The sequence below is a fragment of the Pseudactinotalea sp. HY158 genome, assembly GCF_009660225.1.
GTDB lineage: Bacteria > Actinomycetota > Actinomycetes > Actinomycetales > Beutenbergiaceae > HY158.
The window spans coordinates 2089271-2112146 of sequence record NZ_CP045920.1; the positions used below are offsets into that span (position 1 = coordinate 2089271).

At 71.8% G+C, this 22876-nt stretch carries 26 protein-coding genes; 14 read left to right on the forward strand and 12 right to left on the reverse strand.

The window, feature by feature from the left end:
- Positions 1-189: 189 nt before the first annotated feature.
- The 7 genes from GCE65_RS09170 to GCE65_RS09200 form a co-directional block, all read right to left on the reverse strand.
- Positions 190-846, reverse strand: coding sequence for a maleylpyruvate isomerase family mycothiol-dependent enzyme (locus GCE65_RS09170; RefSeq protein WP_153878164.1), 657 nt, complete (start codon positions 844-846; stop codon positions 190-192).
- The gene (locus GCE65_RS09175) at positions 843-1325 is read right to left on the reverse strand and encodes an SRPBCC family protein (RefSeq protein ID WP_153878165.1); all 483 of its coding nucleotides are present in this window, start codon (positions 1323-1325) and stop codon (positions 843-845) included. The genes GCE65_RS09170 and GCE65_RS09175 overlap by 4 nt, the downstream gene beginning before the upstream one ends.
- A complete protein-coding gene (locus GCE65_RS09180) occupies positions 1322-1474 on the reverse strand; it encodes a hypothetical protein (protein WP_153878166.1) in 153 nt (50 codons plus the stop codon). The genes GCE65_RS09175 and GCE65_RS09180 overlap by 4 nt, the downstream gene beginning before the upstream one ends.
- A gap of 126 nt (positions 1475-1600) precedes the next feature.
- On the reverse strand, positions 1601-2167 hold the full coding sequence (locus GCE65_RS09185) for a DJ-1/PfpI family protein (protein WP_152910449.1): 567 nt from the start codon (positions 2165-2167) through the stop codon (positions 1601-1603).
- A 106-nt stretch (positions 2168-2273) separates the two neighbouring features.
- The gene (locus tag GCE65_RS09190) at positions 2274-3761 is read right to left on the reverse strand and encodes an MFS transporter (protein WP_153878167.1); all 1488 of its coding nucleotides are present in this window, start codon (positions 3759-3761) and stop codon (positions 2274-2276) included.
- A gap of 454 nt (positions 3762-4215) precedes the next feature.
- Positions 4216-4701 carry a DUF1772 domain-containing protein gene (locus GCE65_RS09195; RefSeq protein WP_152910447.1) on the reverse strand — a complete coding sequence of 162 codons (486 nt, stop codon included), beginning with the start codon at positions 4699-4701 and terminating at the stop codon, positions 4216-4218.
- On the reverse strand, positions 4698-5579 hold the full coding sequence (locus GCE65_RS09200; protein WP_227993905.1) for an NmrA family transcriptional regulator: 882 nt from the start codon (positions 5577-5579) through the stop codon (positions 4698-4700). The genes GCE65_RS09195 and GCE65_RS09200 overlap by 4 nt, the downstream gene beginning before the upstream one ends.
- A gap of 44 nt (positions 5580-5623) precedes the next feature.
- Between GCE65_RS09200 and GCE65_RS09205 the strand changes: the two genes are divergently transcribed.
- From GCE65_RS09205 to GCE65_RS09215, 3 genes are all read left to right on the forward strand, one after another.
- Complete coding sequence (locus tag GCE65_RS09205; RefSeq protein ID WP_153878168.1) at positions 5624-6565, forward strand: AraC family transcriptional regulator; 942 nt, start codon at positions 5624-5626, stop codon at positions 6563-6565.
- Between the two features lie 161 nt (positions 6566-6726).
- On the forward strand, positions 6727-7440 hold the full coding sequence (locus GCE65_RS09210) for a DedA family protein (RefSeq protein WP_153878169.1): 714 nt from the start codon (positions 6727-6729) through the stop codon (positions 7438-7440).
- A 7-nt stretch (positions 7441-7447) separates the two neighbouring features.
- Positions 7448-8818 (forward strand): CoA transferase, encoded by a 1371-nt coding sequence (locus tag GCE65_RS09215; RefSeq protein WP_152910444.1) that lies wholly within the window; start codon positions 7448-7450, stop codon positions 8816-8818.
- 24 nt (positions 8819-8842) lie between these two features.
- Here the strand turns inward: GCE65_RS09215 and GCE65_RS09220 are convergent, their stop codons facing one another.
- Positions 8843-9334 (reverse strand): MarR family winged helix-turn-helix transcriptional regulator, encoded by a 492-nt coding sequence (locus tag GCE65_RS09220; RefSeq protein ID WP_194928660.1) that lies wholly within the window; start codon positions 9332-9334, stop codon positions 8843-8845.
- A gap of 91 nt (positions 9335-9425) precedes the next feature.
- Between GCE65_RS09220 and GCE65_RS09225 the strand changes: the two genes are divergently transcribed.
- Together GCE65_RS09225 and GCE65_RS09230 are read left to right on the forward strand one after the other, a co-directional pair.
- Positions 9426-10868, forward strand: a complete 1443-nt coding sequence (locus GCE65_RS09225; RefSeq protein WP_153878171.1) for a multicopper oxidase family protein — start codon at positions 9426-9428, stop codon at positions 10866-10868.
- A 312-nt stretch (positions 10869-11180) separates the two neighbouring features.
- A complete protein-coding gene (locus GCE65_RS09230; RefSeq protein ID WP_153878172.1) occupies positions 11181-11465 on the forward strand; it encodes a response regulator transcription factor in 285 nt (94 codons plus the stop codon).
- Here GCE65_RS09230 and GCE65_RS09235 read toward each other — a convergent pair.
- Positions 11446-12201: a TetR/AcrR family transcriptional regulator gene (locus tag GCE65_RS09235; protein WP_153878173.1), complete on the reverse strand. Its 756-nt coding sequence runs from the start codon at positions 12199-12201 to the stop codon at positions 11446-11448. The two genes, GCE65_RS09230 and GCE65_RS09235, sit on opposite strands and share 20 nt — an antisense overlap.
- Positions 12202-12326: 125 nt before the next feature.
- On the opposite strand from GCE65_RS09235, the gene GCE65_RS09240 reads away from it, so the two are divergent.
- The 3 genes from GCE65_RS09240 to GCE65_RS09250 all read left to right on the forward strand — a co-directional run bounded on the left by GCE65_RS09240 (position 12327) and on the right by GCE65_RS09250 (position 14209).
- Complete coding sequence (locus GCE65_RS09240) at positions 12327-12836, forward strand: SgcJ/EcaC family oxidoreductase (RefSeq protein WP_152910439.1); 510 nt, start codon at positions 12327-12329, stop codon at positions 12834-12836.
- Positions 12833-13474 (forward strand): NAD(P)-dependent oxidoreductase, encoded by a 642-nt coding sequence (locus GCE65_RS09245; protein WP_152910438.1) that lies wholly within the window; start codon positions 12833-12835, stop codon positions 13472-13474. The genes GCE65_RS09240 and GCE65_RS09245 overlap by 4 nt, the downstream gene beginning before the upstream one ends.
- Positions 13475-13564: 90 nt before the next feature.
- Positions 13565-14209, forward strand: a complete 645-nt coding sequence (locus tag GCE65_RS09250) for a dihydrofolate reductase family protein (protein WP_153878174.1) — start codon at positions 13565-13567, stop codon at positions 14207-14209.
- A 13-nt stretch (positions 14210-14222) separates the two neighbouring features.
- Here GCE65_RS09250 and GCE65_RS09255 read toward each other — a convergent pair whose 3' ends face one another.
- A complete protein-coding gene (locus GCE65_RS09255) occupies positions 14223-14798 on the reverse strand; it encodes a TetR/AcrR family transcriptional regulator (protein ID WP_153878175.1) in 576 nt (191 codons plus the stop codon).
- A gap of 42 nt (positions 14799-14840) precedes the next feature.
- On the opposite strand from GCE65_RS09255, the gene GCE65_RS09260 reads away from it, so the two are divergent.
- Together GCE65_RS09260 and GCE65_RS09265 are read left to right on the forward strand one after the other, a co-directional pair.
- Positions 14841-15200 carry a DoxX family protein gene (locus tag GCE65_RS09260; RefSeq protein WP_153878176.1) on the forward strand — a complete coding sequence of 120 codons (360 nt, stop codon included), beginning with the start codon at positions 14841-14843 and terminating at the stop codon, positions 15198-15200.
- 104 nt (positions 15201-15304) lie between these two features.
- Positions 15305-15787 carry a DUF6069 family protein gene (locus GCE65_RS09265; protein WP_153878177.1) on the forward strand — a complete coding sequence of 161 codons (483 nt, stop codon included), beginning with the start codon at positions 15305-15307 and terminating at the stop codon, positions 15785-15787.
- 49 nt (positions 15788-15836) lie between these two features.
- Here GCE65_RS09265 and GCE65_RS09270 read toward each other — a convergent pair whose 3' ends face one another.
- Positions 15837-18701, reverse strand: a complete 2865-nt coding sequence (locus GCE65_RS09270; protein WP_194928661.1) for an AAA family ATPase — start codon at positions 18699-18701, stop codon at positions 15837-15839.
- A gap of 177 nt (positions 18702-18878) precedes the next feature.
- Between GCE65_RS09270 and GCE65_RS09275 the strand changes: the two genes are divergently transcribed.
- Positions 18879-19445, forward strand: coding sequence for a TetR/AcrR family transcriptional regulator (locus GCE65_RS09275; RefSeq protein WP_194165119.1), 567 nt, complete (start codon positions 18879-18881; stop codon positions 19443-19445).
- A gap of 26 nt (positions 19446-19471) precedes the next feature.
- Here GCE65_RS09275 and GCE65_RS09280 read toward each other — a convergent pair whose 3' ends face one another.
- Positions 19472-19726 (reverse strand): WhiB family transcriptional regulator, encoded by a 255-nt coding sequence (locus GCE65_RS09280; RefSeq protein ID WP_152910432.1) that lies wholly within the window; start codon positions 19724-19726, stop codon positions 19472-19474.
- A gap of 401 nt (positions 19727-20127) precedes the next feature.
- Between GCE65_RS09280 and GCE65_RS09285 the strand changes: the two genes are divergently transcribed.
- From GCE65_RS09285 to GCE65_RS09295, 3 genes are all read left to right on the forward strand, one after another.
- Positions 20128-20769 carry a hypothetical protein gene (locus GCE65_RS09285; protein WP_152910431.1) on the forward strand — a complete coding sequence of 214 codons (642 nt, stop codon included), beginning with the start codon at positions 20128-20130 and terminating at the stop codon, positions 20767-20769.
- Between the two features lie 89 nt (positions 20770-20858).
- Positions 20859-22043 carry an alpha/beta hydrolase gene (locus GCE65_RS09290; protein WP_153878179.1) on the forward strand — a complete coding sequence of 395 codons (1185 nt, stop codon included), beginning with the start codon at positions 20859-20861 and terminating at the stop codon, positions 22041-22043.
- The gene (locus tag GCE65_RS09295) at positions 22040-22867 is read left to right on the forward strand and encodes a DUF2568 domain-containing protein (protein ID WP_153878180.1); all 828 of its coding nucleotides are present in this window, start codon (positions 22040-22042) and stop codon (positions 22865-22867) included. Before GCE65_RS09290 ends, GCE65_RS09295 begins: the two co-directional genes overlap by 4 nt.
- Positions 22868-22876: the final 9 nt, after the last annotated feature.

The following is a 22876-nucleotide window of genomic DNA, read 5'->3' on the forward strand; positions in this document are numbered from 1 at the left end:
GGCCGACCCGCTCGCCCGATTCGTCTCGCTCGGCCTCTCCCGCGTCGGTCAGCCGCCGGCCACGGCGGGCGCCAGGTCGGCGTCGTGTTCAAGGCGCCCGGCCTCGGCGCGGTCGCGGTGACCGCCCCCTGGGTGCACCCGGTCACACGCCGACCCTGGACGGTGAGGTGAGCGAGCGTATCGAGCAGGTCAGGTCCGCTGCCGGGCGTTGATCCGTTCGGCGAAGACCGGCGCCCCGGGCCCACGCAGATCGGTGAGCGCGTCGGGTCGTCCGGCGATGGCCATGAGCAGCGCCTCGGCCGGACCGGCGACGTCGGGCCCGGATCCGTGCTCCCAGTCCAGGTCGTCGGCGACCAGGTGAAGGCCGGCCGCATCCCCGCGGCTGGGCAGCTTAGGCGATCGGAGCGCGAATTCCAGGGCGGGCCGGAGGCGCTCGGGAGGCACGGTCCGGGGGCGGTCGAGGGCACGGCGGATGTCCTGGTGATGGATCAGCCCGTCGGTGAGCCCGATCGCGCCGCCGAACCACGAGGTCAGACCGGTCGGCACCAGGTGCGCGCGCAGGAACGCCGACAATTCGACGGGGGATCGCCGCGCGTACTCGGCGCGCCCCACCTCGTTCGGTCCGCCGCGGCGCCGGCCCTTGAACCGGCGCGCGATGATCCCCGCCGGCCCGAGCTCCTCGTAGCTGACCACGTGGGCGACCACATCGTGGATCGACCAGCCCCGGCACAGCGACGGCGCCGCCCACTCCTCGGGCGTGAGGGTGTCGAGGAGCTCCGCCAAGTCGGTGCGCTCGGCGAACGCGAGGCGCCGCAGGTCAGGCCGAGCGGTCGTGCGGGCGCTCACGATGCCACCGCCAGCACGCGGTAGCGCTCGAGAAAGGTGGGCCAGCCCGCCTCGGCCTCCAGATCCGCGCTGTAGCCCGACCAGCCGTCCCCATGCCGGTCGAGGTGGCGATGGCGCAGTTCGACCCGCGTCGTCTCCGCGGCCAACGCGACGAACCGCACCTCGACCTCACTGGTGCGGGCCGGATCGTGTTCGGGGCGCCACCGGCTGTCGATGTCCCAGCTGAACACGAGCCGCTCGGGCGGTTCGAAGGCGAGCACGCGGGCCCACCGGCAGACGCTGCCGTCGATGCCGCGATCGTGGATGGACCCGCCGACCCGGCCCTCGAGCACGGTCTCGGCGATGTCGACGTCGAGGAGGTTGTACGAGCGGGGTTTGATCCGGTCGAACTCCTCGGCGAACACCTCGAAGGCGCGGCGCTGCGGCACGTGGATGATGATCTCGAACTGCAGGGACGTGGCCTGGCCGGTCGTGCTCATGATCGCTCCCGATTCCGGTGATACTCGTCCTCGGCGACACGCTTGAGGTTGTCCAGTGCCTGGCGCCAGAAGTCGTCGAGCTCGCGCCGCAACGAGTCCAGGCCGTCCAGCCGGGCGGTGTAGATGCGCCAGCGTCCGCTCGCGCGCACGTCGACCAGACGAGCCTCCAGCGGCCCAGTACGTCCCACCAACCGGCCGAACGCGAGGTTCTGCGCGGGTGAGCGGCGTGTACCCGCACAGAGTCTCGCGTTCGAGTGTCGAACGGCGGCCGGTCCTCAGGCCGAGACCCGCGCCTTCTCCAGCACCTGCAGGAAGGCCTTCATCCAGGTGCCGTTGTCGGGCCAGGCACGCGAGGTCACGAGGTTGCCGTCGACCACGCCGCCGCCGTCCTCGAACACTCCGCCGGCGGTCGTCACGTCGACTGCCAGTTCCGGGTACGCCGCGGAGGTGCGTCCGTCGAGCACTCCCGAGGCGGCCAGCAGCAGCGGGCCGTGGCAGGTCGCGGCCACCGGGATGTTCCGCTCGAAGACGTGCCGGACGATCCGCTGCGCCTCCGGGTTGTTGCGAAGGTACTCGGGCGCCCGCCCGCCCGGCACGACCACGGCCACGTAGTCCGCGGGGTCGACGTCCCTGAGCGCGACGTCGGCCTGGCAGGTGTGCCCCGGCTTCTCGGTGTAGGTGTCGAACCCGTCGACGAAGTCGTGCACGACGAACTGGAGGGTTCGCTTCTCGGGTGCGCCGATGTGGACCTCGTACCCCGCCTCCTGCAGTCGGTAGTACGGGTAATACACCTCGAGGGTCTCGGCGGCGTCGCCGGTGATGATGAGGATCTTGTCGGTCATGGTCGCTCCTTTCACAGCGCCGACCTCCAGTATCGTCTCGATCACGCCGCCTGGCACCTGTGTGGGCCGCGCCGGTTCCGACGTGGCAGGCCTTGTCACTCGCGCGTCACCGCTCGCCCGCCTGCTGTCGATCAGGGGCGCGCCGAGGCACGCATGTGAGCACGATGAGGGCCGCCGTGAACAGCAGCGCTCCGGTGAGCACGAACGCAGCCCGGTAGCCGGTGGCCGCCTCCACTCCCCCGGCGTTCGGACCGGCGACCGCAGCGACGACGGTTGCCAGTGCGGCCAGGGCGAGACTTCCGCCGACCTGACGGCTCGTGTTGAGCAGTCCGCTCACCATGCCGGCGTCGTCGCGCTCGACCCCGGCGGTGCCCATGGTCAGGGTCGGCGCGAGCGACAGTCCCAGCCCGATCGACGCGGGAACGGTGGCGATCAGAAAGGTGAGGTATCCCGATCCGGGGCCGAGTCGCCCGAACGCCGCCATCCCCGCCGCGGCCACGACGAGTCCGGCGGTGAGCACGAGGCGGGTGCCGTACCGCTCGAGCAGCCTCGGGCCGGCCGACGTGGCGATCGCCATGCATGCGAAGAACGGCAGGAAGGCCAATCCCGTGATCACGGGGTCGTAGCCGAGGACCTGCTGCAGGCTCAACGACCCGAAGTAGAACCCCGAGATCATGGCCGCCCCGATGAACGCGAGCACGACGACCGCGAGCCAGACCCGGCGGACTCGCAACACCGACAGGCGCACCAGCGGGGTGGCCGCGCGTGTCTCACGGAGGACGAATCCGGCGCCGCACGGAGCGGCGAGCAGGAACACCGCGAGGGTCACGGGATCGGACCACGTGCTCTCGGAGGCGTGCACGCAGCCGTAGACGAGCAGCGTCGTCGTCGCGGTCGCGAGCAACGCGCCCAGGACGTCCAGTTGCGCGTGCGCCCGTGCGCCGTGGCCGCGGATCGCGGTCAGGGCGAGGCCGGCGGCCGCAAGGACGATCGGGACGTTGATGAAGAGCACCCACCGCCAGCTGAGGTATTGCGTGAGCACGCCGCTGAGCAGCACTCCGAGCGCCCCGCCGCCGGTCGCGACCACGCCCCAGGCCGCCAGGGCCCGCCGCCGGCCGTGTGCATCGGGGAAGGCCACCATGAGCACCGTGAGGGAGACCGGCGACAGCACGGCGGCGGCGACTCCCTGGGCGGCACGGGCGGCGATCAGCTGACCGGGCCCGGTCGCCAGCCCGCCGAGCAGCGAGACCGTGCCGAACAACGCCAGCGCCGCGAGCATCGTGCGCCGGTGGCCGATCAGGTCCGCGAGCCGGCCGCCCAGGAGCAGGAGACCGCCGAACGTGAGCGTGTAGGCGTTGATCACCCACGACAGCGAACTGGAGGCGAAGCCGAGCGCGTCGCCGATACTCGGAAGCGCGACGTTGACGACGCTGATGTCCAGCACGACGAGCAGCTGGCACACGCACGCCGCGGCCAGGACCAGCCCCGGCCGCGGCCGAACGGGGCCCGTCGGCGGGGACGCCGGCGCCCCGGCCGGCGGGACGTGCGGCACCCACCGCGTCGGCACCGCTGTCGTGCTCGATGACTCTGCCATGCCGTGGCCTCCTGATTCCTGCTGTCTCCTGCTGTCTCCGACGTCACCGCGGCCCGGTTCCGCCGGGCGACGTCGTCAATACTGAACTCCCCGAATCGCCAAGACATCCGCCAGATGACGGCGTCGGCGACACATGCCGCCCGATGTTGCCGGCGACCGGCCCCGCCGCAGGACGTCACGCGCCCGACGCACCCGAGAGGTCCGCACGTGCGCCCGGCGCTCGCTGACATGGCACGGCATCCCACGTCGTGCCATCGTTTGATCGAGCTGCGCGGACTCGCCTCATCGGTCCCGGAAACAAGCCACCGCGGCCCGGCCCCCGGAGAACGTCGACGAGTCGTTCAACGATCAGATGCGGGACTGGGCCCGGGAGCAGGGAGTCGCCGACATCGGCGACCGACGCCCGCGCGGCTGAGGTCCGCGGCGCCGGTGTGTCAGTGCGTGTCAGTGCGCGTCAGTGCGCGCGCAGTGCGAGCGTCAGGCCGACCGCACCGGCCACGGCCGTCAGTGTCCGCGCAAGGTTCCAGGCCATCCAGCCGGTGTAGAAGCGCGACCAGACGGCGCCGGCGTCGACCGCCTGCAGGTCGATCTGCATGAGCCGGTCGTTGTGCGGCACGTGGTAGCCGACCAGGATCGCGACGCTGACCAGGTAGAGTGCGGCACCGGCGATCTGCCACCACGCCGCCGGATCGCCGAGGTGGCGGAGCCCGGCGATCAGCACGAGCACGCACAGCGCTCCGGCACCGAACAGCACGAGCATGAGCAGCCGACTGGCCGGGGCGGCCTTGTTGATCGAGTTCATGGCCGCGATCGCCTGTGGGGGCGCCAACGGCCGGAGACCGGGCATGATGAACGTGGAGAAGGCGAGATAGACGCCGGCGCCCAGGCCGGCGCCGATCGCAGCAGCGACCGTCAGTGCCCGGGTGAGTCCCTCCATCATCGGATGTCACCCGCCCTCGCGGCGGGGTTCCACACGCCGGATGCCGCCGACGAACGGGCATAGTCCGCGAAGTCGCGGGGCTCCCGCCCGAGCACGCGTTCGACGTCGTCGGTCAGGTACGCGTTGTGACCGTCCAGCACGCGGCCGAACAGGTCCGTCAACGGCCCGACCTCCTCCGCGGGCACGCCCGCCCCGATCGCCGCACGGGCGTATTGGTCGGGCGTGAGTGGCCGGTAGTCGATCCGCCGTCCGGTCGCCCGCGTCAGTTCCGCGGCGGCGTCGGCGAAGGTGAGGAGCCGCGGCCCGGTCAGTTCATAGGTCCGGCCGGCGTGCCCATCCCGCGTCAGGGCCGCAGCGGCGACGTCCGCAAGGTCGTCCAGATCGAGGAAGGGCTCGGCGACGTCACCGGCCGGGAGCGCGATCTGCCCCTCGAGCACGGGCTCGAGGAGGAAGTATTCGCTGAAGTTCTGGGCGAACCAGGCGGACCGCAGCACGGTCCAGGTGGCGCCGCTCTCGCGCACGGCGTCCTCGGCCGCAACGGCCTCGGGTTCACCCCGCCCGGAGAGCAACACCAGCCGGCCCACGCCCCCGGCGCGCGCGGCGCGAACAAGGGTGGCGATCCGTTCCGATGCACCCGGAAACGAGATGTCGGGATAGAAGGTGATGTAGGCCGAATCGGCGCCGTCGAGGGCGGCGGACCAGCCGGCCTCGTCGTCCCAGTCGAATGGGATCGGGCCGCGGCGCGAGCCGACCTTGACCGTCTCGCCGAGCCCGCGCAGCCGGGCCGCGACCCTCCTGCCGGTCTTTCCCGTTCCGAACCGATGATCAATGTAGTACTCATGCGCTCCAGTGAATCCGTGGGCAACGAGATGCACCATGTCCGAAACGCTCGACGGCATTCGCCGGCGTCTACAGTGGCGGAATGGATGCCCTGGCCGGATTTCTCACCGGTCCACGAGCGGTGGGCGCGTTCCTGCTCCGTACCCAGATGGACCCGCCGTGGGCGCTGCGTATCCGCGACGAGGCGCCGCTGACGATCCTGTCGGTCGTGCGCGGGAGCGGATGCATCTGCTTCGACGATGCGGCCCCGCACGCCATCGACGCGGGCGATACGGCGATCGTGCGCGGCCCGGACCACTACACGGTGGGCGATTCCCCCGGCACCGCCCCACAGGCGATCATCGGGCCCGGTGAGTCGTGCACGAGCGTCGACGGAGGCGACGTCTCCGAATCGATGAATCGCGGCGTTCGCACGTGGGGGAACAGCACGTCCGGCACGGTCGTGCTGCTCACCGGCACCTATACGGGCGACGGCGAGGTGAGCCGCCGACTCCTGCACGCGCTCCCACGACTGATCGTTCTCCGAGGCGAGGACTGGGACTGCCCATACGTCCGGCTGCTCGCCGAGGAGGTCGGGCACGCTCACCCGGGGCAGGGAGCAGTGCTCGACCGACTGCTCGACCTGGTCCTCGTGACCGCGCTACGCACGTGGTTCACGCGACCGGAAGCGCGCGCTCCTGCGTGGTACCGGGCACGCACGGACCCGGTGGCCGGGCCGGCCCTGCGGCTTCTGCACAACAACCCGGCCCATCCCTGGACGGTGTCCTCCCTGGCCGGTCAGGTCGGAGTGGCTCGGGCGATGCTCGCGCGGCGATTCACGGAGTTGGTCGGTGAACCCCCGATGGCGTTCCTGACCGGCTGGCGCCTGGCACTGGCCGCGGATCTGCTGCTCGAACCCGATGCCACCGTGCAGGCGGTCGCGCGGCGCGTCGGGTACGGCAGTCCGTTCACCTTCAGTTCGGCGTACAAGCGACGCTACGGCCTCAGCCCGCAGAACCACCGGGCCGCCCGCCTAGCCGGGTGAGCGCCGGCCCCACACCGCCGGGATGACCCCGGAACTCGGCATCACCCTCCGGGTGGACCACAGGATCCGCCAGGTGGCCGATGCAGCGCACCGGCGTGGCGCGCCACGCTGATTCACATGGCGCGTCACCTTCTCATCGGACCCCCGATCGCGGCGATCTCGTGAGCGAGTCGATCCTGAGTCTCGTCCACGAGGTGGTCTCGTCACCGTGGGTCTACGCCGCGCTGTTCGCACTCGCCGCGCTCGACGGGTTCCTGCCGATCATCCCGGGCGAGACGGCGCTCGTCGTCGTCGCGGTCTACGCCAGCTCGGGGGATGGCCAGCTCGCGCTGGTGATCCTGGCGGGGGCGGTCGGCGCATTCGCCGGCGACCACGTCGCCTACCTCATCGGGCGCCGGTCGATCGGGCGGCTGCGCACAGGTCTGCGCTCGGGCGGCCGAGGCCGCGCCGCATACGACTGGGTTCATCGGACCCTGGCGCGGCGGGGCGGGCAGGTGCTGCTGGCCTCCCGATACGTGCCCGGGGTGCGCACCGCGACGACCCTCACGATGGGCGCGGTGGGCTATCCGCTCCGCCGGTTCTCGGCCGTCGACGCCGCCGCAGCCGTGTTCTGGGCGGGTGGCTGGTCGCTCCTGGGCTACCTCGCCGGCGCGACGGTCGGTGACGATCCCATCCGCGGCCTACTCCTCGGGCTCGGGCTCATGCTCGCGGTCACCGCGCTCGGCGAGGCCGGACGCCGCATCTGGCGCGCGCGCCGTCCTCACACACAAGCCATAGAAGCGACAGAAGCCGTAGGACCTACAGGAGGCACAGGAGGCACAGAGGAGCCGCGGCTCCTCGTCCACCATTCCTGCGGGCCCACCGGCGGACGATAATGAGGCGATGGATTTCGCACCCGCACGGGAACTGGTGCGCGACCTCGGCCTGACGGCTTCGGCGCTACCGCAGATCTCGGGCCCGCGCCCGGCCCCGGGGTTGGCGTCGCCGCTGGCGGTGACCGATGGTGCACTCGCGTCGGTGGCGGCGTGCCTGGCGGCGGGCGCGGAGTTGGCGGTCGCCCGCACCGGGCGCTATCCGGCGATGGACGTGACCACCGCCCACGTCGCGGCGGCCGTGCGCGCTGAGGCATGGCTGCGCGATCCTGCCGGGCGGCCCCTCGCCGGCTTCGCTCCCCTATCGCGCCTGTGGCCGGCCGCGGACGGGTGGGTGCGCACGCACGCGAACTATCCGTGGCATCGCCGAGCGCTCCTCGAGGCGCTGGGCGTGCCCGATCGCGATGACGACGAGGGCGTCGTCGAGTGCGTCGGCCGAGCGATCTCCGAACGGTCTGCACTCGACGTCGAGGCGGGTGCATACGCGGCGGGCGGGCTGGCCGTCGCGGCGCGGACCGCGGACGAATGGCGTGCGAGCGACCCCGGCAGACACGCGGGCACGGGATCCGTCGTCACCGTCGAGCCGCTCGGCGCGGCGAAGCCGCTGCCCGGCGCGGCCCGCCTGCCCGCCTCGGGAGTCCGGGTCCTGGATCTCACCCGGGTGATCGCCGGACCGGTCGGAACGCGCATGCTGGGCGCACTCGGGGCCGACGTGCTCCGCATCGATGACCCTCGCCGCCCGGAACTGCCGCTGAGCGCGGTCGATGGCGTCGTCGGAAAGGCGAGCGCCGCACTCGACCTCGACACGGACGGCGGGCTCGCAGCACTCGACGATCTTCTCCTCCGCGCCGATGTCGTGGTCACCGGCTATCGACCCGGGTCGCTCCGGCGCTTCGGGCTCGACCCGGATCAGCTCGCGGCTCGACATCCCGGCACGATCGTCGTCACCCTCTCGGCGTGGGGAACGAGCGGGCCGTGGGCCGGACGGCGCGGGTTCGACAGCCTCGTCCAGGTCGCCTCGGGCATCGGGTGGGCGAGCAGCACGGACGGCGCCCGGCCGGGACGGCTGCCGTGCCAACTCCTCGATCACGCCACCGGCTACCTCCTCGCCGCGGGCACGCTCATCGCGCTCGCACACCGGGCCAGAGCGGGGCGGGCATCGCACGTGCGCCTCTCCCTCGCGCGGACCGCGGCCTGGCTGCTCGACCAGGGGGCCCGCGATGACCTCCCCGGGACCGCGCCGGCGGACGCGACGGCCTATCGGGTCCCATTCGGTGACGGCTGGAGCGGCATCTCCCCGCCGGGCTCGATCGATGGGGTTCCCCTGACATGGCCACACCTGCCGCCCAGATACGCCGGCGCCGCGCCGTCCTGGGGCTGAGGCCCACGCACGCGCGTCCGGCGCTCAGCCGGTCCCCTCACCCCTCGGCCCATCCCGCCGGCCGGCCGCAGAGCGCCGATCGGGGTCGACGAGCCCCTCGAGGAACCGGGCGATCACCCCGACCTCGTCGTCATCGATGTCGGCGAGCGCACACTGAAGGGCATCGGACTGGTGACGGTACTCGCCCGTGATGGCCGCGAGCCGCTCCGCATCGACGTGGACCGTGACGCTCCGGCCGTCGTCACGCGACTCCGTGCGGTGCACGTAGCCGGCGGCCTCGAGCCGGCGCACGATCCGTGAAATCGAGGACCGCGGGGTGTGCATCGCCGCCGCGAGCGCGGACGGTGTCATCCGACCACCGGCCACGGCGAGGAGGTTGAGCACCTGCAGGTCGAGGACGTGCAGACCGACACGCGCCGCGACCTCGTGGTTATGCAGGACTCCCCCGGTGATCAGGGCGCGGATCCCCGCCTCGACGCGTTGCACGGCACCTGGGCGACCCTCATCTAATTCCATATTGACACTATAATGTGGGCGCACTAGCGTCGCCGGCATGCGACACGCCACCGGAGAAGGCAATGGGCCCGGGCGATCAGAAGGTCGGCGCGTGGACAGACGCACGTTCCTCACCCTCGTCGGCGCCGGGGCCGCCGGCGTCGCGCTGGCCTCGTGCAGCGGGGGCGGCGGCCCACCGGCGCCCGAACGCCCGTGGACACCGCGCACCCCGGTGCGGATACCGGACGAACTCCACCCGGACGACGGAACGTTCCCCCTGGCCGTGCAGCGGGGCAGCACTGAGATCCTGCCGGGCACCACGACCCAGACCTGGGGCGTGAACGGGTCCTACCTCGGCCCGACCCTGCGCCTGCGCACGAGGGACCGGGTGACGATGCACGTGACCAACGGCGTCGACGAGGTCACGACGATGCATTGGCACGGCATGCTCCTTCCCGCGAGGATGGACGGTGGCCCGCACCAGCCGATCGAGCCCGGCCACACCTGGTCGCCGTCGTGGACGGTCGACAACCGGGCCTCGACCCTGTGGTACCACCCCCACCCCGACGGCGAGACGGCTCGCCAGGTCTTCAACGGCGTCGCGGGAATGATCATCATCGACGACGACGACACCGATTCCCTGGACCTGCCTCACGACTACGGCATCGACGACATTCCATGCATCCTCCAGGACCGCACGATCGAGGACGACGGCGAGATGCCCTTCGACACGGTGCCCAACTTCGGTCAGATGGGAACCGACGTCCTCGTCAACGGCACGCTGGGGGCCTACCTCGAGCTGACCCGGACCACCGTGCGGTTCCGCCTCCTCAACGGTTCGAACGCCCGCCTGTACAACGTCGGCTTCGCCGACGACCGCGAGTTCACCCTGATCGCCACCGGCCAGGGGCTGATGCCGAAGCCCGCACGGCTGTCGCGGTTCGCGCTCGGGCCCGCCGAGCGCGCCGAGATCGTCGTCGCCTTCGAGCCCGGTGAGCGGGTGCGGATGACCACCACCTCGGGATCGGAGCGCATCGATCAGGGCGACCTGTCGATCATGGAGGTCCGCGTCGGCGACGACGCGCAGCCGGGCACTCCCCCGCCCGCCGAACTGCCCGGACCCGCCCCGCTCGTCCCGTCGGCGGGTGCCAGGGTTCGCACATTCAAGCTGCAGGGCCACGATTCCATCAACGGCGAAGAGATGGACATGTCCCGCATCGACGAGGTCGTACCGGCCGGCGCGTTGGAGATCTGGGAGGTCGAGAACACGGTCTACTCGCACAACTTCCACATCCACGGCTGCGATTTCACCGTGCTGGACCGCAACGGGAAGCCGCCCGAGCCGTGGGAGGCCGGCCGCAAGGACACGGTGCACCTGCCCGACAAGTCCGTGGTGCGTGTCGCCGTCCAGTTCCGCGACTACACCGATCCGGCGGCCCCGTACATGTACCACTGCCACATCCTGCGGCACGAGGACGCCGGCATGATGGGCCAGTTCCTCGTGGTCGAGCCGGGCACGGAGGATTCGGTTCCCCGCGTGCTCCCCGCCGGGTAGATCTCCCCGGCTCGGGGAGGGAGATGCCCCATCCAGGGGGCGCCCGGCAAGCCCGGTCACGACCCTGGATGACACGGCATCCACGACACACGCACCCACCCGTCGATCCGATGCCCCGAGCACATCAGCCAAGGCCGGCACCCACGGCGCCGCCGGTTGGTCGCTCGGCTTCGCCGGGCCCAACATCAACCTCCAGTTCGCCGGCCTCGCCGGCGTCTGGGAGCGCGTCACCGTGCTCCGCGGTCAGGTGAGCACCGGGCCGCAGGACGAGTCGTGGGCTATGTGGGTCCGGCTACCGCTGCGGACCTCGCCATGACCATCCGAGTGGCGCTGGTCGACGACGAGGAACTCGTCCGCACGGGTCTGCGCATGACCATCGGCGCCGAGCCGGACCTGGCCGTGGTGGCCGAGGCGGACGACGGCGCGGAGATGGCACGCGGCCTGTCGAACGCCGAGATCGCGGCCGAGTTCATGGTGAGCCCGGAGACGATCAAGACTCATGCGGGTAACCTCCTCGCGAAACTCGGTGCCCGCGACCGGCCCCAGGCCGTGATCGCCGCCTACGAATCGGACTTCATCAACCCGGCCCAGGAGTGAGATCCCCGAGCCCGGGGACGTCCGTGAGCGAGTGGAGCCCGGCGATCAGCACGTCGAGACCGAACTCGAACCGTTCGTCCTCCGCGGGCCTGGTGAGTTGGGCGGCGAGCTGAACGGTGTGGGGAAAGCGGTCGCGTGACAGCGAGGAGAAGTAGCGCTCCAGTTCGGCCGGCCACTCGGGTCCCGCTCCGGACGCCCGGCGCCGCAGGTCGGCCTCGAACGCGGATGCAACCACATACTGGGAGAACAGGTCGAGCGCGAGCGCGGCCACGCGATCGGGGAGGCCACCGGCGCGGAGCACCGCGAGCAGGCACTCGGTGCGGTGCAACGCGTGCGGCCCGCCGGGAGGCGTGCCGAGCGCGACCGCCGCGATCCCGGGGTGAACCAGCAGGGCCGCCCTTGTGTCCCGGCACATCTGCCGCAGCTGGTCGGCCCACACCGGCGGCCGTGGCTGCGGCGGCTCGGGCATCTCTCCGATCACGCGGTCGACGAGAAGTTCCAGCAACTCGTCCTTGCCCGCGACGTGGGCGTACAGCGACGCCGGCCCCGTCCGCATCTGCTGGGCCACCGCACGAGTCGTCAGGGCGTCCGCCCCGTCACGCTCGAGCACCGTGAGCGCCGCGTCGATGATCTCGTCCCGCGTGATCCGGCGCCTCCCGGCCCGCGGCGGCGTGCGCCACGGCGGCGTCGGAACCGCCCGCTCATCACTTCTGGATATACCCGGACCCTCATCCACCTCGGCTCCTCCTCACGCACGGACACGACCAACGTACTACAGCACGAACATTGTTCTTGACAGTCGGCCGGACACCAGACGAACATTGATCGTGTCCACGATCGCCAGTCGTCAGGGAGCCCGACATGAACACAGACCACGACGCCACCGCCCTCGAGGAGGACCACCTCGCAGTCCACGAGGCCTTCGACCGGGTGATGGCCGCCTGGGGAGAGGACGCCGATGCCTATGGCGCCGGCTTCACCCGCGATGCGAGCTACGTCGTGTGGTTCGGTGCCCGATATCGGGGCCGTGCCGAGATCGTCGAGCAGCACCGCCCCCTGTTCGCCGGGCCGATGCGGGGATCACGCCTGGTCGGCCGGATCGAGGATGTGCAGTTCATCCACGACGACGTCGCCGTCGTGACCAGCTGGGGCGCCATCGTCCGCGGCCGGCGCACGGGCCGGCACGCGGGAAGGCACGGCCGCAAACTGCAGACCTGGGTGGCGGTGCGCAGCGACGATCGCTGGCGATTCGCCGCGTTTGTCAACACCAAGAGGCGCCCCCTCATCGAGACGATCGCCGCCCGAGCCGTGCCCGCACGATCGACCGAAGCCACGAACGCAGACCCACTCCGCAAGGGAGACCCGTCATGAAGATCCTCGTCATCGGCGCCGCCGGCCGGACCGGGCGCCACGTCATCGCGGAGGCCGCACGACGCGGCCACGCCGTCACCACCCTCGCCCGCCCACCCCACGACCTGCGCGGCACCCCCGGGGTGCGGGCGCACTATTCCGGGGATGCCGCCGATCCGCGGGCGCTCGCACCCGCACTCGCCGGGCAGGACGCCGTCGTCATGGCGGTCGGCGCGAGTTCGATCGTGCGGACGCTGCTGAGTTCGATGCCCCCGGCGGGCGTGCGCAGGCTGGTCATGACGAGCAGCCGCTCGGTGGTCGCCACCCGCCCCCGACCCGTACTGGCCATGGTCTGGCTGCGGTTCCGCTCCGCGTACGCCGACCTGGCCCGAGCAGAGGGCATGCTCGAGGGCAGCGGCCTGGACTGGACCATCGTGCGCGCGACGATGCTCTCCGACGGGCCCGCGACCGGGCAGTTGCACAAAGACTCGCAGCTCGATGCCACGGGTGGCGACTGGCGCCTTCGCCGCGCCGACTACGCGATCGCGCTTCTCGACGCGCTCGAGGACGATCGCCTGGTGCACCGGGCGATCGGCGTCTCCGGAGCGACGCGGGCCGAGCGCCACGCCGGCCCGTCACCCGCCCCCGCGGCCGACTGAGGCGGCCGCGGGCAAAAACTGGTTGCGGGTCGGCGCCGGGTGAGCCTACGGTCTCGTCACGTGCCCGGCACCATCGCCCGAGGAGTTCCCATGAGCCGCACCCGCGTCCACAACCTACTCGTCTCGCTCGACGGATATGCAGCCGGCGACTTCGTCAGCCTCGATGCCCCGATCGGTGCGGCACACGGCCTGTTCGACTGGTTCGACGGGCGCGTGATCCACGGCATCGACCGGGCGTCCGCCCCCATCACGCTGGATCGGGCACTCACGAGCATGTGGGCCCAGGGCATCGGCGCGGAAATCATGGGACGCCGCAAGTTCGGACCCCAGACGGGCCCCTGGCCGGACGACGGCTGGCGCGGCTGGTGGGGAGAGGAGCCGCCGTTCGAGACGCCGGTGTTCGTGATGACCCACCATCCCCGTGCCCCGATCGCCTTCGACAACGGGACGACGTTCGACTTCGTGGGCGGGTCACCGCTCGAGGTCCTGCGGCGAGCTCAGGAAGCGGCGGGAGTCCGCGACGTGCGCATCGGCGGCGGGCCCTCGACAGTTCGGCAGTTCCTGCAGGCGGGTCTGGTCGACTTCATGCACCTGGCGATCGTGCCGATCCTCCTCGGCGGCGGCGTCTCGCTCTGGGAAGGCCTGGGTGGAATCGAGGAGCAGTTCACCGTCGAGACGATCGCCTCGACTAGCGGGCTCAATCACCAGTTCTGGAACAGGGCCGAGCCCGCTTGAACCCTGCCCCGCCCTATCCGGGGTCGCAATCGCGCGTCTCGGCGGGCATTCCCGCGCCGACGTGGGGCACCAGGGAGGAGAGCACTGCGAACACCGCGGCCATGTCCCCCCGGCTCGGTGTCGGCTGTGCGACGGATGCTCCGACGATCACCAGATGTGGCACCAGTGCGGCGATGCGCGCTTGCCTGGGATCGCCGAATTCCGACCCCCAAAGCTCGGTGAGCGCGTCGAGCCTCGCGGCATCTACGCGAGCCATCGCTTCCCGAGCGGCGGTATTCGTCGCCGCCCATCCGCGAACCGCCGACTCGATACGGGCGTCGTATCGGATGCTTACTGCAATTCGAGCCAGCGCCTGAGACAGGTCGAGATCGGCCACTGCTTCGATCAGTCGATGCACCTCGCCCACAGCATCTGCTTCGAACCGCTCGAGCAGAGCTCGGTGATACTTCTCAACACCGGCGAAGTGGTGATGGAACGAGCCCTTCGTCTTGCCGAGCGTCTCTGCGAGGGGATCGATGCGTACGGCGTCGATCCCGTTCGCGCGCAGCGCTGCGAGGCCTGCCATGATCCACTCTTCCCGTGCACTCATGCAGAAACCATACCACACCATACGGTATGGTATGGTTTCTGCATGACTCTCCTACCTGACCCGGTCTGGCCGGTCGCCGCCCTCGCTCTCATCTGTTTGATCGACGGCTTACTCTGTTTGAAGCCCGTGCAGTTCATCGCCGACTGCTTCCGCGACGTGGGCTGGCCACGCCGCCTGTGGTGGATCATGCCGGTCATCAAGTTCGCCGCCACCGGTGGGCTCGTGGCCGGAATCTGGATAGAAGGGCTCGGCCTCCTCACGAGCGCTTGCCTGGTGGCCTACTTCATCGGCGCCATCGCCATGCACGTCCGCGCGCGAGACTTCGGCCGAAACCTGTTCCTGAACGCGTCGACGATGCTCGCGATCTGCGCCGGAGTGCTGATCTGGTGCTTTGCGCTCTGAGGGCGACAGGCGAATCGCGCTAGAACCACTACGACCGTAGTCTTTACACTATTACGATCGTAGTGGTGACCGGACGGGGCCGCCACCGTCACGAAGGAGACCTGATGATCACACGAGCAGCCACGGCACAGCGCACGGCCCGATCAAGCCCGCCCTGGTCGACGGACCTGGTCATAGTCGGAGCCGCCGTCGTGAGCGCGACGATCACGTGGTGGTTCACAAGCGAACTGGCCGGAGTGGACCTGGCGGTATCAACGGGACCGAACGTCCGGAACATCAGCGGGCCGGCCGTAGCGGTGACCGCAGGAGTCGCCGCAGTCCTCGGCATGCTGACGCTCCGGATTCTGCAGGCCCGGACTGCGCGGGGGCTTCGGATCTGGACCGCGCTGGCGGTGCCGGCGTGGCTGGTGTCCCTGGTGGTGCCCTTGTCTGCGGTCACTCCCGCCGCCACCGGCACACTCCTCGGACTCCACGCCCTCGTCGCAGCGGTCGTCGTCGTCGCGGCTCGCCGGTCCCGCTCCAACGGCCGGGGAACGGTCCAGACCACGCGGGCTGCCACAGCCACGTCCGACCGAGCTGACATCTAGGCCGGACGTTCCGCGCGTGCGCCCGGTTCGCGCCGGCCGAACGATGCCCTCACATGCCCGCGAGCGCATCGTTGCGGTGCTGGGTCACCTGGGTGGCGAGCTGGGCCCGCGAGCTGATGCCGAGCTTGGTGAAGACGTGCGAGACGTGGGTCTGCACGGTCCGCCGCGAGACGTAGAGCCGCCCCGCGATCTGCGGGTTCGTCAGCCCCTCGGCCACGAGGTCGGCGATCCGGGACTCGGTCTCGGTCAGGCTTGCCCACCCCCGGTCGGGCCGCCGGCGCGGACCGCGGCTCCCCCGCCGCACCCCGAGCCGCCGCAGCGCCGCATCGACCCGGACGACACACCTCGTGGCCCCGAGCCCCTCGAAGACGGCGGCCGCCTCCCGGAGCAGTGCCCGGGCGTCGTCGCGCCTGCCCTGCGCGGCGGCCAGCCCGGCGGCCTCCTCGCGGACGAGTGCGGCTTCGAGACGACGAGCCCCGCCGACGTAGGCATCGATCGCCCCGTTCGCGGCGTCGGCGTCGTCACGCAGCAGCGCGCGGCAGCGGAGCGCGGCGCCGCTGATCGAGGCGACGTCGTTCGCCGACGCGACGGCGGTCACGACCCGCGTCACCTCCTCGGCCGACTCGAGGTCCCCGGCGGCGCGGGCGAGACGCACGAGATCGGGGCCGATGACGGCGTAGTCGACCGCCATTCCCGCCGCGCGGCACCCGCGCCACCCCGCGGCGAGCATCCGGTACGCGCCCGCGGGGTCGCCCTCCGCCTCCCGCAGGAGCGCGCGGGCCCACCTGACCCGGTGGTCGAACAGCCTCGACCCCCGGTCGCCGATCGTCTCGGCCGCGTCCACCGCGCTGCGAGCGCCGGCGAGATCACCTCGGTGCAGCCGTATGAGGGCGAGTGCGCTGTAGCTGGGCTTGAGTGCATACGTCACTCCGGACTCCTCGGCCAGGCCGATCCCCGCCTCCAGCTCGGCCGCGGCGTCGTCCCACTCCCCCGCGGCGAACCGGACGACGGCCAGGTACGACTGGTAGGTGACCAGGGGCCAGCGAACGCCCAGCTCCTCGCTCAGGGAGCGGCCCTCGTCGAGGACCCGGTGGGCGCGCTGGGGCTGATCCAGCTCGACGAGGATCCAGCCGCGGGTCGCGTAGACCGGATAGCCGTGGCCGTCGCGGCGGTAGCTGCGCTCGGCCAGATCGAGCGCCTGGTCGTTCAGCTCCATCGCGCCGGCCATGTGGCCGCGCATGCACGCGACCACCGACCTGGTCGCCTGCGCCGCAGCCGCGAATCGGCGGCTCCCGGCCGCCTCGGCCAGCTCGTACGCGCGCCGGGCGGCGTCGTCCGCACCATCGAAGTCCGCCAGCCACATGCGCGCCGTCGCAGACTCGCTCAACGCGCTCGCTCGCTGGGCGGCGCTCGCGTCCGCGGATCCGACCACGACGTCCAGCTCCCGCAGGGCCTCGCCCGGGCGGCCGTTGACGAGCAGCGCGGCACCGAGCCGGAGCCGCACGGCGTCCTCGGCGCGCGCGTCATGGGGGCGCCGGAGCAGCGATCGACAGGACGTGACGGCCTCGACGACGCTCCCCGCCAGCATGAGCGCATCGGCACGCTCGCTCAGGAGCAGATCGAGCCGGCCGTCGCCCGGCGTCATCAACTCGGCCGCGCGCGCGAGGTGGGCGGCGGCCGTCTCGGGCGCGCTCGAGGCCGCCCCTCGGGCCGCGCGGATCAGCCAGTCGATCGCCTCCGGATCACCCGGGAAGGCCCCCCGCGTGAACTGCTCGGCCACCCGGGCGGCCGGCGCTCCGGTCGCCGCCAGCCGGGTCGCCGCGTCGCGGTGCAGCCCGTGTCGCAGGCTCGCCGGGATGTCCGCGTAGACCGCCTCGCGGATCAGATCGTGGCGGAAGTGCAGGTGATCGCCGTCCTCTTCGAGTACCCCGGAGTCCAGTGCCGTCTCCAGGGCCGGGGCGAGGTCGGCGAGGCCGCCGCCGACGACGGCGGCGAGTTCGTCCGGGGAGAAGCTCGACCCGAGGAGGGAGCCGGCCCGTAGGGCCCGCAATGCCGCCTCCGGCAGCGCGCTCAGCCGGCGCAGGATCGTCAGCCGCAGCGACGCCGGAAGGGACCGGTCCCCGATGTCGGCACGTCCGTCGCTGCGGTGGAGACCCCCCTCGCGCATGATCGAATCGAGCAGCTCGATGAGGAAGAGCGGGTTGCCCGCCGCCGCCGATGCCTGCGCCACGAGACCGCCGCCGGGATCGGCGCCGACGACCTCCGCGACGAGTCCCGCGACGTCCGATTCGTCGAGCGGGCCGGGGCGCAGGCGGACCGCGCCCGCGGCACCGAGGCGCGCGACCACCTCGGTGAGGGACCTCGACCGCGGGAACGGGCGATAGCAGGCGATGAGCAGGACGGGCAGCCCCTCGATGGCCCGCTCGATCGCGGCCAGTGTGAGCAGGCTCGAGGGATCCGCCCAGTGCAGGTCGTCCAGGCCGACCACGAGCGGCCCGGCCACGGCGAGGGCCTCGACCAGATCGCTCAGCGCGTCGACGGCCCGGAACTGCAGGCCCGGATCGCTGCTCACCGTGATCGTGCCGCGGTCGGTGTGTTCGTGTGTCGTGAGCAGTTCGGCGATGTCGCGCCGACGGGTGTCCGTCGCGGTGCGAACGCAGCCGAGGGCGTCGGCGATCACGCCGAAGGGCCGGGTCTGCTGCACCTCGTCACCCTTGGCGGTGACGACCTCGAAACCCTGGGCCCGAGCCAGCGTGAGCGTCTCGGCGAGTAGCCGGGACTTTCCGATGCCCCCCTCGCCCTCGATGAGCACGCGGACCGACTGCCCGGTGAGCACTCGTTCGAGCGCCCGGCCGAGGTGGTTCATCTCCGCCCCGCGGCCGCGCAGCGTGGGCGGCGGGCTCGACGCGGCCATGGTCACGAGGCTACGCCGGTGGTGATCGAGATCCACAGTGGGCCACCGCCGCGAATCCGGCGGCGGGTCCGCTCGCGCCACCCCGTCGCGCACCCGGGGGTGCCCCCGTCCGACCGAATCATCACTATGATCGTAGTGGACAGGTGCGGCGGGCGGGAAGCAGAGGAGTCGAGGCGAGTGAGCAGGCGAGAGGACATCGCGCAGGCGGCGATGGAATTGGTCGCCGAGGGCGGCGGCCACGCGTTGACCCACCGGCGGATCGACCGGCGGCTCGGCCTGCCGATCGGCACGACGTCGAACTACGCCCGGACCCGCCGCGACCTCGTGCTCATGGTCGCCGGTCGCGTCGCCTCGATCGCCCATCTCGTGCCGCCCGGCGCCCCGACGCCGCGCACTGTGGGCGAGGCGACGGCGCAACTGGTGGCGGCCTTCGACGAGGTGGTCGCGCGCGGGGTCGACACCCGCGCGCGCATGGCGCTGTCGATCGACTGCCTCGACGATCCCGAACTGCATGCACTCCTGACCACGGACTCCCCGATCCGCCGCACCATCCTCGACCAGGCGGAGCGGCTGCTCGAGGGCCTCGGCGTGCCGGAGCCTCGGGAGCGGGCCATCGACCTCATCGCGATCATGAACGGCCTGTTCTTCGACCGCCTCATCGGCCACGGCGCACGCGGACGGCCCGCCGACGCCGGCGCGGTGCTCGGAGCGTGGCTGGCCGGAGTCGCGGCCGCGCGCGCCTGAAACCCGCCGCCGCCATCCGAGACGGCTCAGGTGAGTGCGTCGACCTTCCGAGGGCGGCCGCGCGGCCGCTTGCGCGCCACGATACGGCCGTCCTCGAAGAGCTGCCCACCCCAGACGCCCCACGGCTCGTGACGTTCCACCGCCCCGATCAGGCAGTACGCCCGCAACGGACACTCGAGGCAGAGCGCCTTGGCCCGCTCGATCACCTCGGGATCCTGCGAGAACCACAGGTCCTCGGCGTGGTCGCGGCACGGAAGCGCCGCCCAGGTCTCGGCGTTCATGCCGCCCTCGCCCGCCGATCCGCGCGCGAACCCCGCCGCGAGGGCGCGACGGCGCCGAGGTGTCTATCGACCCTCCCGGCGGGAGGCCGGTCCATGGACGCACGCGGCGCGCGCTCGTCGGCACGGACCCTGGTGATCATCATCCGAAGTTCTGGATGCACGACTCCTCCTCCCAGATGGCTCCAGCCTGCCCCCCGCCCGGCCGCGAGTCGTCGGCCAGATGGCTGATTCGTCGGGGACGGCTCCGGCCCGTGAGGCCTGGTCGTTCCGCCGGCCGCCGAGGCGGTCGCTCGCGCGGTCGAACCCGCCATGTGGCCGATGTTCGCCGGGCTGGCGGGCGGAAGGATGACGGTGAGGCCGGCGCGAGGCGTACGGTCCGATGAGGAGATGGAGCGGATCCGATGCGATCGAGTACGCACGACGAGGGCGCACCGGCAGCGCCGGCGTCGCGGACGGGACTGGCGGGGGCATGGGACTCCTTCGTGGGCCCGGGACAGACTCGCGTGGAGCGGTGGGGAACGGTAACGGCCGTCGCGGCGGCCGCTGTCGCCGGGGACCGCGCGCTCGGCGACGATGCCACGCCGCGTCACCGCGTGGCGCTCCGCCTCGCGGCCGTGGACCTGTGGGGCGGCGCGTGGGTCAACAACACCCGCGCGTGCGTTCGCTGGTATGAACGCCCCGGCCAGGGACCCGGTTCACATGCCGCATTCGCCGCCCTGCACATAGCCCACGCGGCGACCATCGCCGGCGTCGATACCGCCACCCGGAGCCGTTCGGCCGGCTCAGCGCTGACGTGGACGCTTGCTCACTTCACGTTCATGCTCGGCGCGAGCACCCTCGTTGCGTTCTCACCCCGACGGCGCCGCCTCCCGCTCGCGCTCGGCGCGAGCCTCGCGGGTCTCGCCCTCGATCGCAGCCTCGGTCCTTCCGCCAGTGCGCCCTGGTTCGCCCCGATCTACTACACGAAGCTTCTCGTCGGCCACGCGGCGGGCAGCATCTGGAACGCCGGGCCCGTTCGTCGCGGGAACGCGATAACTCCTTGACGTCGCGGTGACGACGAACCTACCGTCGCATACGACGATCGTAGTGGTCGAGGTTCCGCCGTGTGGCGGCGCGACCGGAGAGGAGAAGCATGGGCAGCGCGATCCAGACGTCACTCGTCCTGGCCCTGTTCACGGCCATGGCGATTCGCCCGCCGAGACCCCGGCACAGCTCGCCGTTCAACCTGCAGTTCGCGTTCGGGTACCTGATCAATGAGCAGCCGTTCCTCGGCGGGCTGTGGCTCGCGACCGGAACCTGGGATCTGCTCACCGCCGCACCCTCCGGGCTGCTGTGGTGGCTGGTCGCCGCGCTCACGACCGCGGACGCCGCGGCACTCGCGTGGCTCGCCGTTCGCACCCGGTCCGCGCGGCCGGCGCTGACCGCGGCCCTCCTCGCCACCTACGGCGAGCCCGGGCGGCCGCGCGCCACCCGACCGGTGTGGTGGCGCGTGCTGCTCGTGCCGTTCATCTCCTGGCGCCCGGACGTGCGTCGCGTGCGCAATCGCCGCTACGGTCCGGCCCGTCGCGGGAACCGCCTGGACGTCTACCTCTCACGTCGCCGCCGGCCGAGCAGCGCTCCGGTGCTCGTCTACATCCACGGGGGCGGCTTCCGCATCGGCAACAAGATGATCGGGGCCCGGCCGCTCATCTACCGCCTCGCCGCCCGCGGATGGGTATGCGTGAGCCTCGACCATCGCCTCATCGGGGTGGACTATGCCGATCAGCTCGGCGACACCCGAGCCGCGCTCGCCTGGATCCGCGCCCATATCGGCGCCTACGGTGGCGACCCGAACGCGATCGTCCTGGCGGGGGGCTCCTCCGGCGCGCACCTGGCCTCGACGGCCGCACTGTCCGGGGAGGAGGTCCTCGGCGTGATCGGCATCTACGGCTACTACGGCGGCGTGGGCGGAGCCGGCACCGGACCCGCGTCCCCACACGAGGCCATCACGCCCGACGCCCCACCCTTCCTGATCATCCACGGCACGCTCGACACGCTCGTGCTGCGCGAGGACGCCCGCGCCTTCGCCCAGCGGCTCCGGGCGGTCTCCCGCCGGCCGGTCACCTACGCCGAGTTGCCGGGCGCCCAACACTCCTTCGACCTGTTCCACTCCCTACGATTCACCGCCGTGAGCGATGCGATCGTCCGCTTCCTCGAGCTGACCCTCGCCACCGACACCACACTCGCCCGGACCCACCACCGCTCTCGTCCAGGCACCAGCGGGGGGCCGGCGGCTGTGGGGGCGACGGTGCGTGCACACGATAGGAGGCCGCGATGATCCGATTCCGCGCGGACCCCGGCGGTGATCAGTTCTACGCGCTCAAGACCTTCCGGGCCGACGGGTCCGCCGCCATCACGCCGATCTGGCTGGCGCCGGTGGGGTCCGGGTGGTTCGGCTACACCCCCGCCCGCTCGTGGAAGGTTCGCCGGATCGAGCGCAATCCCCAGATCGAGCTGGCTCCCTGCCAGTTCGACGGCACCCCCTTGAGCGAGTGGCGCCGGGGCCGAGCGGGGATCCTTCCCACCCGGCTGCGAGGGGAGGCCACGCGCGCCCTGCGCCGCAAGTACGGCCGCAAGTTCGACGTCTTCGCACTCACCCTCGCGCTCGGACGGCCTCGACGCCACGGGGGACCCGCCGTCGGCCTGGCGATCCGGCTCGACGGTGAGACGCCCGAGCCGAACCCGGCCGGGCGTCGTCCCTCGGCGTTGGAGCCTGCTCCCGCCGACACTCCCCCGCGACCGGACGGTCCGTCGCGCAGGGGACCGAGACGGGGCGGGCCGTCGCCGCTCGACGTCGCGGTCTTCCTGGACGAACTGCTCCTCCTGGCCGCGTACGCGGTCGGCGGGGCCCGCTCGGTCGACGGGCCGGTCGCCGGCGTGTTGCTCGCGTTCGCCCTGCCGATCGGGGCGGGACTCGTCTGGGGACGGTGGTTGGCGCCGCGGGCCCGACACCGGCTCGGCCGCACCGGCGCGTTGGCCGTGAAGCTCACGCTGTTCACGGCCGCGGCCGGGCTCCTCGCCGCCACCGGCCTGTCACCCTGGGCGATCGCCTTCTGGGCGGGGTCACTCCCGCTCGTCATCGCCTCCGAACGCCGCCGCTGATCGGGCCGC